Raw genomic sequence first — 18,037 nt, 5'->3', positions numbered from 1 at the left:
TATGAAAAAATTAAAAGTTATGACTGTAGTAGGTACAAGACCTGAAATTATTCGTTTATCTGCAGTTATAAAAAAACTAGAAGAATCAGAGGCTGTTGAGCACATATTAGTTCATACAGGACAAAATTATGACTATGAGTTAAATGAAGTATTCTTTAAGGACTTTAGTTTAAGGAAACCTGATTATTTCTTAAATGCGGCAATTGGAACAGCTGTAGAAACAATAGGCAATATTTTAGTTAAGATTGATCCTATTATGGAGGAAGTAAGTCCGGATGCCTTTTTAGTATTAGGTGATACAAATAGCTGTTTGTGTGCCATCGCTGCTAAGAGACGACATATCCCTATATTTCATATGGAAGCAGGTAATCGTTGTTTTGATCAAAGAGTACCGGAAGAGACGAACCGTAAAATTGTTGATCATACAGCGGATATCAATTTAACTTATAGTGATATTGCCAGAGAATATTTATTAGCAGAAGGAATATCTGCGGATAGTATCATAAAAACTGGAAGTCCAATGTATGAAGTATTAAATTCTAGAAATAAAGATATAAAAAACTCTAAAATACTTGAAAAATTAAATTTGAAAGAAAACGAATATTTTGTTGTTTCCGCTCATCGTGAAGAAAATATAAGTTCTGAAGAAAACTTTATAGACTTAGTAGACACATTAAATACAATTGCTAATAAATATAACTTACCGATTATTGTTAGTACACATCCAAGAACTAGGAAAATGATAGAAGAAAAAAATATTATATTTAATAAACACATTCAATTGATAAAGCCTCTTGGTTTTAATGATTATAATAAACTACAGGTTTCATCTAAGCTAGTTATGAGTGATAGCGGTACTATAAGCGAAGAGGCTTCTATACTTCGATTTAGGGCATTAAATATACGTCAAGCACATGAACGACCAGAAGCGATGGAAGAAGCCGCTGTTATGTTGGTGGGTTTAAAAAAAGAGAGAGTCATGCAAGGTATATTGATACTAGAGTCTCAAACCAAAGAAACTCTAGAAATAGTACAAGATTATAATAAAGCAAACGTATCTGATAAAATATTACGTATACTAATTTCTTATACCGATTATATTAATAGAAAAGTATGGGGAGAATAAAAGAAAGATAGGATGGAAGATGATATGGCTGATTTAACTACGATTATTTTGACAAAAAATGAAGAACTAAACATAAAAAAATGTATTGAATCTGTAAAAAGTATTTCAAAACGAATTATAGTAATGGACAGTTTTAGTTCTGATTTAACAGTTAGTATCGCCAAATCATTAGGTGCTGAAGTATATCAGAACGAATTTTTAAATTATGGCAAACAATTCCAGTTTGCACTAGATAATACAGATATAACGACACAATGGATTTTCCGTTTTGACGCTGACGAAAGATTAACAGAAGAATCTTCTATAGAAATTAACAAATTATGTTCTGAAAATAAAAATACAGATATTAATGGTTTGATTTTTAAGCTTGAAGTAAATTTTTTGGGAAGAAAGTTAAAACATGGTGGTACCTATCCATTTAAGAAATTATGTATTTTTAAAAAAGATCATGCATTTATGGAAACAAGATCAATGGATGAACAGATAGTTTTATCCGATGGTAAGTCTATTGAAATGAAGTCTATTTCAGAACATAATGATTATAGAGATTTGACTTACTGGATATCAAAACACAACTGGTATGCTACAAGAGCCGCAAAAGATTATTTAGATTTTGAGAATGAAAAAATAAATTATACGAACTTAGATTTCTCTGCAAAAGCAAGAAGATTATTAAAATATAAAATATATTATAAAATGCCTCAAGGAATAAGAGGGCTAACTTATTTTTTGTATAGATATATTATAAAAAAAGGTTTTCTAGATGGAAAAGAAGGATATTATTATGCATTTCTTCAAGCTTACTGGTATAGAGTATTGGTAGATGCCAAAATATTTGAAGCAAAAAAAAATAATACTAAAATAAGTGATGTTGGTAGTTTAAAGTAATGCAATGAAAGGAACCAAAAATATGAAAATATGTGTACTAAGTACTGTTAATATTAAACATATGACGGGTGCAGCTCCCTATCTATATTATTTAAAAAGTAAAAATATAGATTATGATATTATTTATATTGATAAATATATAGAAAATGAAGAGAGTGATGCTAAAAATCTATATAAATTCGAATTAAAAATAGAAAAAGATTGGTCTAAACAAAAAAAACTAATTAAATATTTTAGCTTTAGAAAATTTGCTAAAAAAAAATTGTTGCAGAATAAATATGATTTGATTATCACTTGGGGCACTGAAACAGCTTTGTTATTTTTTGATATATTATTAATACACTTTAGAGAAAAATATATAGTTAATATTAGAGATTACGCAAATTTAAATAACTATTTCAAAAAAAAATTACTTAAAATTGTTTTAAATAACAGTTCATTTTCAACTATTTCTTCGTATGGGTTTAAAAAGTTTTTACCAGAGTTTAATTACATTCGAATGCATAGCGTAAATAAGCAAATAATAGAAAAAGCACAATTTAATAAGGAATTTGTTGATTGTACTCAACCATTGAGGATATGTTTTATAGGCAATGTTAGATTTTATGAAAATGATTTAAAGTTAATTAATGAACTAGCAAATGATAGTAGATTTATTATACAATTTTTTGGAATTGGTTCAGAAAAATTAGAAGATTATACTATAAAAAAAAGAATAGAAAATGTTGAATTTATAGGTAGTTTCGAAGTTAGTCGTACATCAGAATTATTGAATAAAGCAGATATAATCAATAATTTGTATGGTTTTAATAACTTGGCTTTAGATACAGCTGTATCTATTAAATATTATTATTCGATATATTTAAGAAAGCCATTATTAGTATACAAAGATACATATATGGAAAAAGTTTCAAATAAGATATCGTTTTCTTTCAACGCTGATTATAATAATCTGGGAGATAGATTATTCAATTGGTATCACGCCATGAATTTTGATGATTTTGAAAATGAATGTTTTAAAAAAATTAAACAAATTAATATAGAAAATAGAATTTTCGAAGAAAAATTAGAAAGTCTATTAATAAAGAAAGAGGGTAATTATGAAGATAAAGTTTAATTTTATAAATATATTTTTTTTTATATCTGCAGCTATAAGTTTTGTAGTTACACTAAATTTTTATAATAATATTAAAAATGGCTATGAGTTAATATTATTATTTCCTTTATTTTTTTGTATTATTTTTCTTTTTACTTTTGGTAAATTAAATATAAAAGATTCATATGTCCCGTTAACAACATTTATATTTATCATGGTCCAGTCTATTCGATTTATAGTAATGCCCCCTATTATTGCTATGGCTGGTGAAAATAATGGAACAAATTTTTTAAATCCTACTATAAGCTCGATTAGATTAGCTACAATATTAATGATTTTTGATATATTTTCTACGACATTAGTAATGTATTTTTTTTCTTTAAAGAAAAAAGTAAAAGTGAAAAAAATAATGAGAATAGAAGGTAATAGGTACATCTATACATCATTCTTATTTTTCTCTTTAATTTTATATTTTTTTGTAAGTCGATCAGTGAAGTTATTTCATTTTTTTATTGTTCCATTAACAGGCGATGTAAGAATTGGAGACATAACAGATACTCCTGTTGTTATAACTCAACAAATAATAATGATATCAATGATATTATTATTTTTATGTGCTGTTTCATATTTTTCAAAAAAATATGAATATAAAAAAGAAAATTTTTATTTTTATATTTCACTTATATTTGCAATTATTAATGTAGGTATAATTACTGGGGAACGTAGATCTGGGCAAGTATTTTCGGCATTTTGTTCTATATGGATATTGACACGCATCTACCCCAAGAAAACAAAGAAAATTATATTTATAATTGCTGGGGTTGCACTAATTATTTTATCGTTTATGAGTATATATAAGATATCTAATGCTGTTGCATATAGCTCTTACGCGAATGCGATAAGAAACTCACAATTTGACATTAGTTCTCTATCGAGTACGTTACAAAGTTATTTCCAAGGACCGCAAGACTTAGCAGTAATTATAGAATTTAAAAATACTGTGCACCTCGGTATCGAAAATTTTATATTTGATTTGTCACGTTCAATAGTGCCAATAAGTTTTTTTATAAAAAACATAGGTACTGTAACCTCAGAAATTTTTAATAACTACTTGTATAATGGCTTTCAAAAAACAGGTCATGTAATATCATCAACTGCATATAGTTACTTGTATTTTGGTATACTTTTAACACCGTTATTTTCAATAGTAAATATAATAATATCAGTTTTTTTTGAAAGAAAAATGACATCATCTAATTCCTATGAGATGTCATATATGTGGGCTTATTTGTTTATTAGAGTAGCTATCAACTTGACAGCTAACACTCCTGCACTAATTAATCAAATAACAATAATGCTCTGTACAGGTGGTCTACTCTTTAGAGTTGCTAAACTATCAGGAAATAGTATAAAAGATAAAACATTATTACAATTTAAGTAAGCAAATATATAGTACAACAACTACTAAAGTCAAATATTTTTATAACTAAAAGTTATTTAATAAAATATAAAAAATAATAAATAATAGAAAAAAACTTATTAAATTATTAATAAAAAGGAGGTTATTTTATGAAAGTACTAGTTCTTTCATTTGGTATTAAAGAATTTGATGGCAGATTAAATGAGTTGTGCAATATTGCTTCAAAGTTAGGACAAAAAAGAGTAGTATGTTTTACAAAAAATGAGAGTAATAAGAAATATTTATTAAGTAAAAATAAACATTTAGGATTAAAAAATTATATAAGATTTATTGTTAAATCTTTAAAAACAGCTAAAGAGATGAATGGTTTTGATATATTATTATTAGATAATATGTTTTCGACAATACCTGGGATGATAATAAAACATTTATACAGACCTAAATATGTTATTCAAGATGTAAGAGAGTTATACTTTTATAGAGATATCAAAAATACAACTGGTAAATTATTTAGCTTTTTTGAAACTAAAAGTATGAAAAAAGCAGATATTGTTTTATGTGCAAATAAATATAGGGCTCAAATAATGTTTGAACATTATAAGTTGAAAAAAATACCTGTCATATTTGAAAATATTAGATTTCTAAATGGTAATTATGATGAAAAAACATTGCAAATAAAGTATCATGACTTATTCAACTATAAATATAATATAATTAATACTGGAGGTTTTTCTCTTTCTAGAAAGACGGCTGAATTGATAACTTCAATGGAAAATATTTCTAATGATATTGGTTTATATATTGTAGGTGAAGGCACTATTAAAGATAGAGAAGCAATAGAAAAAATAATGTTAGAAAAAAAAATAAACAATGTTGTTTTACTAGGTAAAGTTCCAATGGATGAATTACGTTATTTATTAAGACAATCTGATCTAGGGATAGTTAGTTATCATCAAAATGATTTGAATAATTTTTATTGTGCCTCTGGAAAAATATACGAATATTTAGCAGAAGGTATACCAATTGTTACAACTGAAAATCTTCCATTAAAGAATTTTTGTTTAGAAAATAAAGTTGGAATAGCTGATGATTCTTTTGTTAAAGGAATCGTTAACATAACAAATAATTTAGATTACTATAAAAAGCAAGTATCTGATTATATAATAAATATTTCACCAGAAATAAATAATGAAGAAGTTGCTAAGCATATTCTTAAAGAATTATTGGATATAGGTATTAAAAATGAATAAGTTAAAAAAAATGCTTAGTAGTAGATATGTTAAAAATATATCCCTACTAGCAAGTGGTTCGATTATAGCACAAGTTATTTCAATGGCAATATCACCATTTACAACAAGGCTCTTTACACCAACAGAATTGGGAATGTATACAATAATTACAACAGCAGTATCTTTATTTGGTCCTATCATATGTTTAAAATATGATATGATAATAGTTTCTTCTGAAAATGAAAAAGAAGCTAATTCTGTAATATTTTTATCTTTTATTATTTCTTTTACCTTAAGTATAATATTAAGTTTAGTATATGGATTATTAGTTTTGAGGAATGATTATGTTGGTTATAATTTATTATTTGTAACAGTAATAGTCTTTATTTTATTATTATCTTATGGGGTAAATAATATTCTAGTAGCATATAATAATAGAGAATCTTTATATAAGTTAATCTCTAAAGTGACAATTTTAAAGGCTATTGTTAGCAATACAATGATTATTTTAGTAGGTATTTTAAATTTAGGTGTTTTTGGTTTATCTATTTCACAAATAACTGGAAATATGGCTGGTATAAAAAAACAATCAACTAACTTATGGATTAATAAAAAAGAAATTTTTGAAACTACTAAAAAAGAACTAAGTGAGACTTTTATTAAATATATAAATCAACCAAGATATAATGCTTTGTCAGCATTGGTAAGTACTTCGATATATTCGAGTATTAATATTTTTATTAAATCTATGTATTCAGCTAAAGTATTAGGATTATATTCTATATCTTATAGAGTATTCGGTATACCATTTTCAGTTATCAGTGCTAATATAGCAAGAGTTTTTTATGAAGAAGCAACAAAAGAAAAAAAAAATAACGGAAACTATAAAAACATTTTTTTGAAAACAACAATAGCACTGACATGTTTGATAATACCAGTTATGATTTTTATTGCTTTAACAGCACCAAGTATTTTTTCATTAGTTTTTGGTAGACAATGGGAAGCAGCTGGGTTATATGTTAGAATATTAGCACCGATGTTTGCAATTAGGCTTATTGCAGAGTCGCTAACAACTGCCTTTATCATATCTTCTAAACAAAGTGTAGAATTAAAATTTCAAATAGGAATATTATTTCTTGAATTAGTCGTTTATATGATCACATCGTTATTAAATTTTAAGATAGAAATTTTCTTTTCGTTAATTTCATTTATTTATGTACTTATCTATTCTGTTATGATTGGCTATATGTACAAAATAAGTAAATAATTTTTATTAATAAATATATTAGATAAAAGAAAGGATTGTTATATTATGGAAATTAACGTTATTGGGCTAGGTTATATTGGATTACCAACTGCACTTATGTTGGCTTCAAGTGGGCATAAAATTGTAGGAACAGATTTTAATAAAAAATTAGTAGCGTCATTACAAAACGGACGAATCCCATTTGAGGAAATAGGGATTGAAGAACTTTATTCAGAAGCAATTAAAAAAGAAATAATATTTACGAGTGAGTATATTAAGTCAAGTATGTATATTATTACGGTACCAACGCCATATATAAAGGCTTCAAAAAAAATTGACCCTTCTTATATTATTTCGGCAGTAAAGAGTGTTATGGAAATTTGTGATAAAGGTGCTGTCGTTGCTATTGAATCTACTGTTTCACCTGGAACTATAGATGCATTTGTAAGACCGATAATTCAAGATAAAGGGTTTGTGTTGGGAGAAGATATTCATTTAGTCCATGCTCCTGAGCGGATACTTCCTGGAAATATGATTTATGAATTACGTCATAATTCTCGTACAATTGGTGCTGATAGTGTTGAAGTTGGAGAAAAAGTGAAAGCTATTTATGAATCTTTTTGTGAATCTGAAATTGTTATTACAGACATACGTACAGCTGAAATGACAAAAGTAGTAGAGAATACATTTCGTGATATTAATATTGCATTTGCAAATGAATTAACAAAAATATGTCGTTCTGATGATTTAGATGTATATGAAATTATTCGTATTGCTAATAAACATCCACGAGTAAATATTTTGAATCCTGGACCAGGTGTAGGTGGACACTGTATTTCTGTAGATCCATGGTTCTTAGTAGGAGACTACCCAGGACTTACTAATCTAATATTAACTGCGCGTCATACAAATGATTCAATGCCTGAATTTGTATTAGAACGTGTTAATACGATTATGAAAGAAAAAGGAATGACTGATTTATCTAGAGTGGGTATTTATGGGTTGACGTATAAACAGGATGTAGATGACGTAAGAGAGAGCCCATCACTACAACTACTTGAAAAAATGAAAGAACACTTATCTTCAGGTTTAAAAGTCTATGATCCAATGATTGATACTATAATAATAGACAACCAATATACTAATTTCGAAGAATTTTTAAGTGAAGTTGATTTGGTAATAGTTATGGTTTCACATACTCATATACTTAATAACGAAGAAAAACTAGCTGGTAAAATTATATTAGACACTCAAAAAGTACTGAAAAATAGTATAGTAAACTACTTATAGAAACATATACTATTATTAAAATAGGTAAAAGGACTTTGCTTCCCTTTATATTAGTTTATAAATATTTTAAAATATGAATATGAGGATGTAGGAAATGAAAAAAATAAAAGTAATGACAATCTTTGGAACCCGTCCTGAAGCGATTAAAATGGCACCTCTCGTTCTTGAACTAGAGCGTCAACCAGATAGATTTGAATCTATTGTTACAGTAACAGCGCAACATAGACAGATGCTAGATCAAGTTTTAAAAATTTTTAATATTAAACCGGATTATGACTTAGATGTAATGAAGGACAGACAATCATTAGCTCAAATTACTGCAAATGTATTGATTGGTTTAGAAGATGTAATGACGGAAGTTAAACCAGATATAGTCCTAGTTCATGGAGATACGACAACTACCTTTGCTGCAGGAATATCAGCATTTTATAATCAGATAAAAGTCGGACATGTTGAAGCAGGCTTACGAACTTGGAACAAATATTCTCCTTTCCCAGAAGAAATGAATCGCCAGGTAACTGATGTATTATCTGATATATATTTCTCACCAACTAAAGAAAGTGCTGAAAATTTATTAAAAGAGAATCACTCATCAAAGCACCTCTACATTACTGGAAATACAGCAATTGATGCTTTAAAAGAAACTGTAGTAGAAAATTATAAACATAAGATATTAGATAAGATACCAGAAGAGAATCGATTGATATTGATGACAATGCACCGTAGAGAAAACCAAGGTGAACCAATGGAGCGTGTTTTCCGTGCGATTCGTCAAGTTGTAGATAAATATAAAGATGTAGAAGTAGTATATCCGATTCATTTAAATCCTATTGTACAAGAAGCAGCTAATAAAGAATTAGGGAATCATGAGCGTATACATCTAATTGACCCATTAGATGTTATTGATTTTCATAATATTGCTGCAAGAAGTTATATGATTATGAGTGATTCAGGTGGTGTTCAAGAAGAAGCACCTTCTTTAGGAGTGCCAGTACTAGTTTTACGTGATACTACTGAACGACCCGAAGGAGTAGCAGCCGGGACATTAAGATTAGTAGGAACAGAAACAGAAGATGTTTTATCAACGATGATTGAATTATTAGATGATAAAGATATTTACCGCAAAATGGCAGAGACAAAGAACCCTTATGGTGATGGTACTGCTTCTAAACGTATTTTAGATGCAATAGCATATGAATTTGGCTTGGAAAGTAAACGACCTTTAGATTTTAATTGAGTTTTTATTTCTTAAAACTAAAAATATATTTAGATTAATGGTTTGAAAAATTATTATTATTAACCTTTAATTAGTTCTTTCGTCATAAGCGCCTAATAGAAAGATACCTAGAATTTAAAAAAGAATACTTCTATAGTTAGAAGTATTCTTAGGATTTGCAAAACTAGTTTATTTAACGACAGTCTTTCTGCACCTTTGGAGCCCATGGCAAATAGGCCTCCAAAGGTGTATTTTTTTTGATTTGGTAGGTGTGTTAGAAGATAGTCAGTAAGCGCCTAATAGAACGGTACCTAGAATTTTTAAAAGGACATCTCTATAGTTAGAAGTGTCTTTAGGATTGGCAAAACTAGTTTATTTAACGACAGTCTTTCTGCACCTTCGGAGCCCATGGCAAATAGGCCTCCAAGGGTATATTTTTTTGATTTGGTAGGTGTGTTAGAAGATAGTCAAAATAGCTACGTGGATTTAAGCCATTAGCTTTTGCTGTTTCTTGAATACTTAAAATAGAAGCGTTTGAACGCGCACCTCCAGTAGTTGCCGCAAAAAGCCAATTTTTTCTTCCCATTACGAGAGACTTTATACCTCGCTCTGCTAAATTATTAGTAAGCACTAAGCGACCATCTTTTAAAACAGTCTTCACTTTAGTCTCTTGTTTCAAAGCATAAGAGATAGCCGTCCCAATTTTTCCTTTAACCATTGGGTTAAGCGTTCTAAGCCATTCGAAAAATTCATCTAACTTTGGCTTAATGAATTGGTCTCTTTTAGAATGACGCTCCTCAATAGACAACTCAGCTAACTCTTTTTCCTTTTTAAAGATAGCATCACATTTTTCAACGGCTAAACGTGATGTACTTTTCTTTTCTCCTTCTTTAGTTGGAAGGGCATCATAAAATTTCCTTCTTACATGAGCAAAACAGGCAACCGACGTTACATCGATTAGTTTACTGTAAGCAGAAAAATCATCAGAATGAAGGTAACCTTGGTATCCTTTTAAAAAAGCTAGCGGTACTTCACTACTTCGAGATGGCCCATGTTGATAGATATGTATTTTCTTATCTGCATATCTTCCAGTGCTAAACAGCCAGACATAATCTTTTGTTCGCTCACTATCCAACACTTTAAACGTTGTCTCATCTGCGTGAAGGACGTCTTCTTTCAAAAGATGCTTCTTCATTAACTGAACCAAAGGTTCAAAATAATAGTCTGCTGTCTCTTTATGCCAATTCGAGATATTCGTTCGTTTAATCTCGAAATTCATCCATTTCCAATGCGACTCTTGACGATAGGTAGGTACCTTTTGTTGGAATTTTTGATAAATAGTTTCCGCAATTAAAGAAGCTGAAGCAAAAGAGCCGTTTAACGGAGCTTTTGGTACTTCAGCTTTTATAATAAACGTATCTCCAGTTTTCTGACAATTTTGACAAGAATAGGAATAGCGAACATGACGGTGATTCTCTAAACGAGCAGGAACGTATACAACCTCTTCACGTATGATTTCTTTTCCTATTTCTTTCATAGCAGAAGCACATTGAGGGCAAGTGCAATTTTCTTCACGGTATAGGTGTTCAACGACTGGTAAGTGAGCAATTTTCTCTTTTTGATGCCCTTTTTTCTTATGACGACGGATAGTCGCTACTTCGTTTATTTCTTCATCGCTTTGGGTGCCAGTCTGCTCTGGACAGTTAAAAGATGGATCATCTTCAAAAAGATCCGTTTGGTTAAGGTGGATATTTTCAGAAGATAAGCTTTCTTTTTTTCGTCCAAATAATTGTTTAAGAAGATACTGGTTCTGTTCACGTTGAAGAGTTAGTTCTTCATTTACCTGTTTAAGTTGTTGGGTTAACTTTATGATACTTGTAGCCATTAACTCATTTTGCTGTAAAGATTTTTCCAATTGTTGTTCCAACGTTCTTGGCATGTCTGAACCTCCTTTTTCATTTTTTCGATAGATTAATTATAATCGGCTTTTATCAAAAAAACTAGTCTAAAACGGAAAATTTCTTTCCATTTTAGACTAGTTTTTCTATATTACGATTCCTTCAACCGCAGGTTGTATGGTGACTTTCTGCTCAATAGATAATCCTTCCAGTAGCCATCGTAATTGTTGGGAAGTTAATTGTTTAACTTCTTGTTGTTTTCTCGGCCAGTTCAAACGGCCATTTTCAAGTCTTTTGTATAAAAGCACAAAGCCATCGACTTATAGATCTGATTTGTTGGAGCTTTTGAGTCATTGGCTAATACCACTGGAACAATATCTTGTTTTGCTTTCATTAATAAAACCTCCTGTAACTTGAATTAGTTCAATTTTAACAAGAGGCTTTGTATTTTGAAAGGTACCGTTCTATTAGGCGCTTACTTGCTATTTCTTGAATGCTTAAAATATAAGCTTTTGAGCGCTCACAACTGGTAGTTGCCGCAAAAAGCCAATTTTTCCTTTAACCATTGGGTTAAGCGTTCTAAGCCATTCGAAAAATTCATCTATCTTTGGCTTAATGAATTGGTTTCTTTTAGAATGACGCTCCTTAATAGACAATTCAGCTAACTCTTTTTCCTTTTTAAAGATAGCATCACATTTTTCCACAAACAATAAACACGTTCTTTACCTTGGTAGGATCAATGAGTTTTCATGAGAACTCAGCTCCGATATGATAATACGGAGAGAATCTGATTTAATATCTTCGTATAAAAATAATTCTGTTCGGGAGAACTTAACTCGAACAACCAATGTAGAGGGAGAAGCCTTATACTTTAAAAGTTGTGAAGCTGAAGATTTAGGATTATTGGTTAATGTAACTGGGACAATATCTTTTTTGCTTTCATTAATGTAACTTAAATTGGTTTAAGTTTTACAGGAGTGTGTGTATTTTGAAAAATACCTTTCTATTAGGTACTTACGATTTAAATTTATTTTTAAGTAGAGCATTAGCATTGATAATGTTATATAATGGAAATGGTAAATACGTTGTTACAATAAAATATCTTATATTACAAAAGGGACTTTATGAAATAGTGGCATCAATATACTAACTTAATGACTAGATAAGATGGAGGAAATAATGAATAAAATTAATTGGATGGCGGCAAGGACAGAAGTTACATTAACTGCAAAAGAGTATAGCTATAAAAAATCGCATTATTTATTTCACGTTAGTATTGAAAGGATTTTAGAACTTTGTGACCAATATAAGATAAACGCTAAAGATTCTAATAGATCTATTAGTATTGTAGGTGAAAGAGGTAGTGGGAAGACTTCTGTAGTAAAAACGGTAAGTCAAATATTAAAAGATAGAGATTATTTTGTTTTTGATATTGTAGATCCTGGAGTTTTTTCTGGAACTATAAGTTTGTTAGAATTATTAATAAGTAACATTTATTTATATATTAATAAAAATAGTAAAGCAAATAATTATTCTAATCTATTTGGACACTCAAATAGTAGAGAAATGTTAGAATTTAAAATGTTTGAAGAAATTGAAGGTATTATGGATACTTTGGCAAATTTCAGAATCGATAAAAGTGTATTTTCTAATGAAAATACAAGTATGGAAGTATTGAATGATATCAATAATCGAGTATCGTTTAATGAAAATCTTTCAAAGTTAATTAATGATCTTAAGGTATATACAGGGAAAGAAAATATTGTATTATGTATTGATGACTTAGATTTGGTTGATAACAAAGATACTTATAATATGCTAGAAGATGTCAGAAAATATTTACTGAAAGATATTACCGTCATTGTTTCATACAGAGATGTCCAGTTGTTAGATGCAGTTGTCCAAAAAAAATTGAACGAAAACAAAGAACTGAAAAATGAAGGTTTTATAGATAGTAATGATATTTATAATCAGTCAACGAAGTATATTGAAAAACTTCTGCCGCTTTCATCAAGAGTTTATTTACAAAAAACAAATGAAGTATGGAGTCAAAAAAATTCAGATGTTTTATATGCACTTTTAAATTTCGATGAATTAAATTCTGAAAAATTAAATTACGAGAAAGAATTTGTGAAAAAATATGCAGAAGATGAAAAAACAATGAATTTTTTAAAGGGAGCTACTGTAAAAGAATGGTTGGTTTTTGCTATTTTTAAAAAAACAAGAATTAACATTACGCCAGTTGATGCAAAAGAGGAAATGATTGTGGGATTACCAGATAATATGAGAGGACTTTTACAATTAATTGAAATTGTTCACGAGAGACTTGTTATGCCGAAAAATGATGATGAAAAATACTTGGAAATAATTAAAAATAATTTAAAAATATATAAAGAATACTATTATGATTTTATTTCTGAAAAACTGCCAACTGACGAAATGAAAATCATCAAAAAATGGGAAGGATCACCCGTAGAGAGTAAGAATTACAATATTTATCAAGCACTTTTTCATGAAATTAAAAAATCGGTAGTAAGTACTAACAAAGAAATGAAGTCGTTTGGAAATATGGATCAATTATTGAATATTAACTTAGTTTCCAATGAGAACGTCACAATTGGTGATGTTTATGAAATCTTAGAGAGATATAAAATGACAAATGCTGATGACCCAGAGGCTGTATTCTTTGTCTACGTTATAAAGGTTATTTATAGTATTGAACTATTGCACTTATATATTAATGGGAATATTAAAAAAGAAAATAGTATAGATTCTTATTTAAATTTGCTTAATAATAAGATAACTCCGGATGGTTTAATTTATGTAGAAGATTCAGATAACATAATTAAGTATAACAAACAGTTTATCGAGAATATTGATCTAAATATGGATAATTTTGATAATAACAGCACATTCATATTAGATAATTTAATAAAAAAATTAATGTACACAACATTTACTGCGAAAGGTAATAATAGTCAAAATATGAGATTTAAATTGAATAGTGCTAAGGAAACAGAAAATAAAGAGAATAATGGTAATTTCATCCAAACAAAAAACATTACGTATGCATATAAACCTTACTACAACAAAAACATTAAAGAAATAATTTTAAAAAAAAACTACTCCTATTATTTTGATTTGCTAACATATCTTACTAAAAAAAATTATATACAAGATAGTTTTGAAGATGAAAATTATATATATTATTCAATGTTCGATATGGATAAATTACTACGTGTTAATTTTAGTGGAGCAAATCCTAACTACACACTATATTCTGTAATAGAACAAATAAAGAATCTATTTATTTTTTCAAATACAGAAAAAGGCTTTACCTATTTGTATGAAAATTTTGAAAACAAAGAAAATAAAAATATATTTAGAGAATATACAGAAGAAGAATGGAATGCAATTGACTTACTACTAAAAAATAGGCAAGAATTAGTAGAAAATTTTGAAGAAATAAAAAGAGCTGATATAGAAGACAATGAAATATTATTAAAAAAATATAAAGAATTAGAAAGTGATTTATACTCAATTAATAAACATACAAAATCGCAATCACTAGCAATTGAAATAACTAATTTTAAAAAGAATATAACATCAAATATTGTGTTAATTCCTACTAGTAAAAAAGGGCTAAGAGATGCAATAAAAGATGTTTTAAAAAAAGAAAGCGATAAATTAAATAAAACTGAACTCAATGAACTCAATAATATGGCTGTTAGGGCGAAGTTAAGTGGTCCATTAAATAAACAAGATAGAAAGCAGTTTATAAATATCTTGGATTCAAAAAATATTAGATATGAATTAAAATAGAAAGGTTTCTAAAAGATGATAAATGCAGATAGATTGATGCGAATTATGTATAAAGAACTAGATTTCAACTTATTTGCTTTAAATAAAGTGGACATAGAAAATAAGACAGTTGCAGAAAATGGTATGAAACAATTTTCTATGTTTGATTTAAAAAATGATCAGTTTATAAAGATTTTAAAAAATAAATATTTAGAAATTTATCCTGATAATTATAATATGGATGAAGTAAATATTATCGTTGAAGAACAGAAACAAAATATTCAAAATAAGTTTGGAGAAACAAATACACTATTCTTATTTCCCTTTTATGCAGAAAAACTATTTAAATTTGTTAATTCTCATATTAGAGTTGATTTTAATGATATTCTAGAATGGGATGGATTTATAAATAAAGTAGATGGAAATATTTTTATTGCAGCATTTTTAGCGTCAAATAATATTGACTCAAATGCTTATCAACCAGATGAAATTATTTCTCATACAAATAACCGTCTTTACAAGATACTGGATAAAGGCATTGCTGAAAATCACATGCATTTGAAAGCTTCAGGGTACACGTCTGATTTAAATTGGCTAACATTGTTAGGTCATAAGATATTTGATACAGAGGCACTAGCCAAGTTTGTTAGTAATGAAAATAATTTTGGGAAATTGAAGACTAGTGGGAAAAAAAATCAGGATATCATTTTATACATTCAAAAACTCAAATTGGTTAGAATATATTTAATGCAGTTCATAGATGTTTATAAAACTGGAAATAAGTGTTTTTCAGAAGAAAAGAAGAAAGAATATACTGACTATTGCATTAGTGAAAAAGAAATGTATCGAATGCTAGTTGTTAATACTAGTGTAGAATTAGAAGTGTTTCGTGAGAAAATTCAAAAAGTAGAACGAATTCGACGACATAATTTTAGGATAAATACAGCAGATATTAAGCAAAGCTATTTGATAGAACGTAAATTTTTAACTGAGTTATTTGTAATTCTTTTGAATAAAGACTTTACAAGATTCTTCATGTACCTATTTAACTTTTATCTGGCAGGATTAAATCTTATAAAATTTGAATTTGTTCAAGACAATATTGGTATGGGTTTTGGTAAGTTCAAGGAGAAAGAAAGTGTCAAAGAAGGTTTTTTAAATAACAACTTGTTGATTTATGAAAGTGTATTTGATAAATATTATAAAGAAGGTAACATAAAAAAAATTGAATTTCGTATCGCTCCAAAAAGTAAAAAAGACTTAATAAAATTAATCGATACACTAAATAAAACCAATGAAAAATATTATAGAAAATATAAGGTGGAAAATAAAGCTATTTCAAAAATTGAATATGGGATTATCATTCATTATATAAAAAATAGTGATTCACTAAATAATGGACATAATATCTCAATGTGGAGAAACAAGGAAATGCGCGTATCTCTTGATAGAGAATCAAAGAAAACTTCTAGTTTTTTTAGTCTATCAGAGGCAAGCAATCTTTATAAAATGAAAATTATTGGAATCGATGCTGCGAATGTAGAATTAAGATGCAGACCAGAGGTTTTTGGCCCTGTGTTTCGAAAACATAGATTAGAAAGTAAAAAGAGTAATAACTTGAATTTTACCTATCATGTAGGAGAAGAATTCAATACGATTTGCAATGGTTTACGGGCAATTGATGAAGTAGTAGAGTTCTTGAATTTTCAAAGAAATGATAGATTGGGTCACGCGTTAGCGCTAGGAATAGAAATAAAAACTTATTTTACTAAAAAGCGAAATTTTTTGACATCTACTTTACAAGATTATGTAGATGATATTAGTTGGATGTATTATCTTATCATATCGGAAAATTCTGCTGATTATCACAACAATATGTTACTTTATTTAGCAGAAGAATTTGAAAAATATTCAAAAAAATTATTTTGCAATACAAACTTATGTTTTGAATTTTCTATGTACGATTATATGTGTGCATATCAATTGCGTGGTGATAATCCTAGTGAATATAAGGTATCTGAAGTATTTGAATGTAGAAAAAAGATGATATACGATAATATAATGAAAAAACCAAATAAAGAACACCAATTAAATAGTGATAATAAAAAACACCAAGAGGCCTTTATGAATGAAAAAGCACAAAAATTGTATTATTTATATCATAATAATCTACTTTTACGTCAACAAGGGCAACAAGCTGAAATTTTTGAAGTTCAATTGTATTATATAGAAGCAGTAGAGATTGCACAAAACCTGTTGCGAAAGAAAATATATGAAAAGGGAATAAGCGTTGAAGTTAATCCATCTTCTAATCGCAAAATTTCATCAATCACAAAATTTATTGATTTACCAGCTTTTGGAATTAACCGTGTAGGACTAGAGAAAGAATCTTTAAAAGATTTAGACTATCATATACCTGTAAGTATTAATACAGATGATAGCAGCATCTTTCAAACTAATTTAAATAATGAATATTCGATGTTAGCGGCGGCATTATTCAGATATGGTTTTGCAAATGAAGATGTTTATCAGTATATAGAATATTTAAGGAAATCTTCTTTAGAGCAATCGTTTATTAAAGAAGTAACTCTGTAAGACCACTTTACAAGTCTTTATGTCTTCTTGGACATAATACAAATAACTCCAATACTCTTATATAATTAGTTTGAGATAAAAACCAAGAAAAGGAATCGTTTAATTTGCTGTTAGTAGAGATAATCGAAAAGCTTTAGTTAGTGGACTCATTTTTTCAAGTTTAACAGCATTTAATTGTCTTAATATATCTATTCGTGTGAATACGTTACTAGTAGATTTTTTGTTGTTTTTA

14 protein-coding genes are annotated in these 18,037 nt (G+C 28.1%); 10 read left to right on the top strand and 4 right to left on the bottom strand.

Annotated elements, in window-relative coordinates; all coding sequences use genetic code 11:
• Nucleotide 1 precedes the first annotated feature (1 nt).
• From wecB (ACMHYH_RS06615) to wecB (ACMHYH_RS06580), 8 genes are all read left to right on the top strand, one after another.
• The gene (gene wecB, locus ACMHYH_RS06615; protein WP_414838621.1) at nt 2–1,126 is read left to right on the top strand and encodes a non-hydrolyzing UDP-N-acetylglucosamine 2-epimerase; all 1,125 of its coding nucleotides are present in this window, start codon (nt 2–4) and stop codon (nt 1,124–1,126) included.
• A gap of 24 nt (nt 1,127–1,150) precedes the next feature.
• Nucleotides 1,151–2,014: a glycosyltransferase family 2 protein gene (locus tag ACMHYH_RS06610; RefSeq protein ID WP_414838620.1), complete on the top strand. Its 864-nt coding sequence runs from the start codon at nt 1,151–1,153 to the stop codon at nt 2,012–2,014.
• 61 nt (nt 2,015–2,075) lie between these two features.
• Nucleotides 2,076–3,131 carry a hypothetical protein gene (locus tag ACMHYH_RS06605; RefSeq protein WP_414838619.1) on the top strand — a complete coding sequence of 352 codons (1,056 nt, stop codon included), beginning with the start codon at nt 2,076–2,078 and terminating at the stop codon, nt 3,129–3,131.
• The gene (locus ACMHYH_RS06600) at nt 3,115–4,551 is read left to right on the top strand and encodes a hypothetical protein (RefSeq protein WP_414838618.1); all 1,437 of its coding nucleotides are present in this window, start codon (nt 3,115–3,117) and stop codon (nt 4,549–4,551) included. Before ACMHYH_RS06605 ends, ACMHYH_RS06600 begins: the two co-directional genes overlap by 17 nt.
• 128 nt (nt 4,552–4,679) lie before the next feature.
• The gene (locus tag ACMHYH_RS06595; RefSeq protein WP_414838617.1) at nt 4,680–5,780 is read left to right on the top strand and encodes a glycosyltransferase; all 1,101 of its coding nucleotides are present in this window, start codon (nt 4,680–4,682) and stop codon (nt 5,778–5,780) included.
• Entirely contained in the window at nt 5,773–7,026 is a 1,254-nt protein-coding gene (locus ACMHYH_RS06590; RefSeq protein WP_414838616.1) for an oligosaccharide flippase family protein, read from the top strand. Before ACMHYH_RS06595 ends, ACMHYH_RS06590 begins: the two co-directional genes overlap by 8 nt.
• A 45-nt stretch (nt 7,027–7,071) precedes the next feature.
• The gene (locus tag ACMHYH_RS06585) at nt 7,072–8,295 is read left to right on the top strand and encodes a nucleotide sugar dehydrogenase (RefSeq protein WP_414838615.1); all 1,224 of its coding nucleotides are present in this window, start codon (nt 7,072–7,074) and stop codon (nt 8,293–8,295) included.
• 94 nt (nt 8,296–8,389) lie between these two features.
• Nucleotides 8,390–9,532, top strand: coding sequence for a non-hydrolyzing UDP-N-acetylglucosamine 2-epimerase (wecB, locus tag ACMHYH_RS06580; RefSeq protein ID WP_414838614.1), 1,143 nt, complete (start codon nt 8,390–8,392; stop codon nt 9,530–9,532).
• Nucleotides 9,533–9,887: 355 nt separating this feature from the next.
• Here wecB (ACMHYH_RS06580) and tnpC read toward each other — a convergent pair whose 3' ends face one another.
• The 4 genes from tnpC to ACMHYH_RS06560 all read right to left on the bottom strand — a co-directional run bounded on the left by tnpC (nt 9,888) and on the right by ACMHYH_RS06560 (nt 12,113).
• Nucleotides 9,888–11,450 (bottom strand): IS66 family transposase, encoded by a 1,563-nt coding sequence (tnpC, locus tag ACMHYH_RS06575; RefSeq protein ID WP_414838613.1) that lies wholly within the window; start codon nt 11,448–11,450, stop codon nt 9,888–9,890.
• 105 nt (nt 11,451–11,555) lie between these two features.
• Nucleotides 11,556–11,717: an IS66 family insertion sequence element accessory protein TnpB gene (gene tnpB, locus ACMHYH_RS06570; RefSeq protein ID WP_414838612.1), complete on the bottom strand. Its 162-nt coding sequence runs from the start codon at nt 11,715–11,717 to the stop codon at nt 11,556–11,558.
• Nucleotides 11,681–11,803: a hypothetical protein gene (locus ACMHYH_RS06565; RefSeq protein WP_414838611.1), complete on the bottom strand. Its 123-nt coding sequence runs from the start codon at nt 11,801–11,803 to the stop codon at nt 11,681–11,683. The genes tnpB and ACMHYH_RS06565 overlap by 37 nt, the downstream gene beginning before the upstream one ends.
• A gap of 103 nt (nt 11,804–11,906) precedes the next feature.
• Entirely contained in the window at nt 11,907–12,113 is a 207-nt protein-coding gene (locus ACMHYH_RS06560; protein ID WP_414838610.1) for a hypothetical protein, read from the bottom strand.
• Nucleotides 12,114–12,588: 475 nt separating this feature from the next.
• On the opposite strand from ACMHYH_RS06560, the gene ACMHYH_RS06555 reads away from it, so the two are divergent.
• Entirely contained in the window at nt 12,589–15,231 is a 2,643-nt protein-coding gene (locus ACMHYH_RS06555) for a hypothetical protein (RefSeq protein WP_414838609.1), read from the top strand.
• Nucleotides 15,232–15,246: 15 nt separating this feature from the next.
• Nucleotides 15,247–17,805, top strand: coding sequence for a hypothetical protein (locus tag ACMHYH_RS06550; protein WP_414838608.1), 2,559 nt, complete (start codon nt 15,247–15,249; stop codon nt 17,803–17,805).
• Nucleotides 17,806–18,037 lie beyond the last annotated feature (232 nt).

The sequence above is a fragment of the Carnobacterium sp. TMP28 genome, assembly GCF_047553015.1.
GTDB lineage: Bacteria > Bacillota > Bacilli > Lactobacillales > Carnobacteriaceae > Carnobacterium_A.
This window is presented reverse-complemented; position numbering and strand designations above follow the sequence as displayed.

Excerpts from the sequence above, each read along its gene's own strand:
- ACMHYH_RS06610 (WP_414838620.1), top strand. The coding sequence starts at position 1,151 with ATGGCTGATTTAACTACGATTATTTTGACAAAAAATGAAGAACTAAAC.
- ACMHYH_RS06590 (WP_414838616.1), top strand. The coding sequence starts at position 5,773 with ATGAATAAGTTAAAAAAAATGCTTAGTAGTAGATATGTTAAAAATATA.
- ACMHYH_RS06565 (WP_414838611.1), bottom strand. The coding sequence starts at position 11,803 with ATGAAAGCAAAACAAGATATTGTTCCAGTGGTATTAGCCAATGACTCA.
- tnpC (WP_414838613.1), bottom strand. The coding sequence starts at position 11,450 with ATGCCAAGAACGTTGGAACAACAATTGGAAAAATCTTTACAGCAAAAT.
- wecB (WP_414838614.1), top strand. The coding sequence starts at position 8,390 with ATGAAAAAAATAAAAGTAATGACAATCTTTGGAACCCGTCCTGAAGCG.
- ACMHYH_RS06595 (WP_414838617.1), top strand. The coding sequence starts at position 4,680 with ATGAAAGTACTAGTTCTTTCATTTGGTATTAAAGAATTTGATGGCAGA.
- wecB (WP_414838621.1), top strand. The coding sequence starts at position 2 with ATGAAAAAATTAAAAGTTATGACTGTAGTAGGTACAAGACCTGAAATT.
- ACMHYH_RS06555 (WP_414838609.1), top strand. The coding sequence starts at position 12,589 with ATGAATAAAATTAATTGGATGGCGGCAAGGACAGAAGTTACATTAACT.
- ACMHYH_RS06585 (WP_414838615.1), top strand. The coding sequence starts at position 7,072 with ATGGAAATTAACGTTATTGGGCTAGGTTATATTGGATTACCAACTGCA.
- ACMHYH_RS06605 (WP_414838619.1), top strand. The coding sequence starts at position 2,076 with ATGACGGGTGCAGCTCCCTATCTATATTATTTAAAAAGTAAAAATATA.
- ACMHYH_RS06600 (WP_414838618.1), top strand. The coding sequence starts at position 3,115 with ATGAAGATAAAGTTTAATTTTATAAATATATTTTTTTTTATATCTGCA.
- ACMHYH_RS06550 (WP_414838608.1), top strand. The coding sequence starts at position 15,247 with ATGATAAATGCAGATAGATTGATGCGAATTATGTATAAAGAACTAGAT.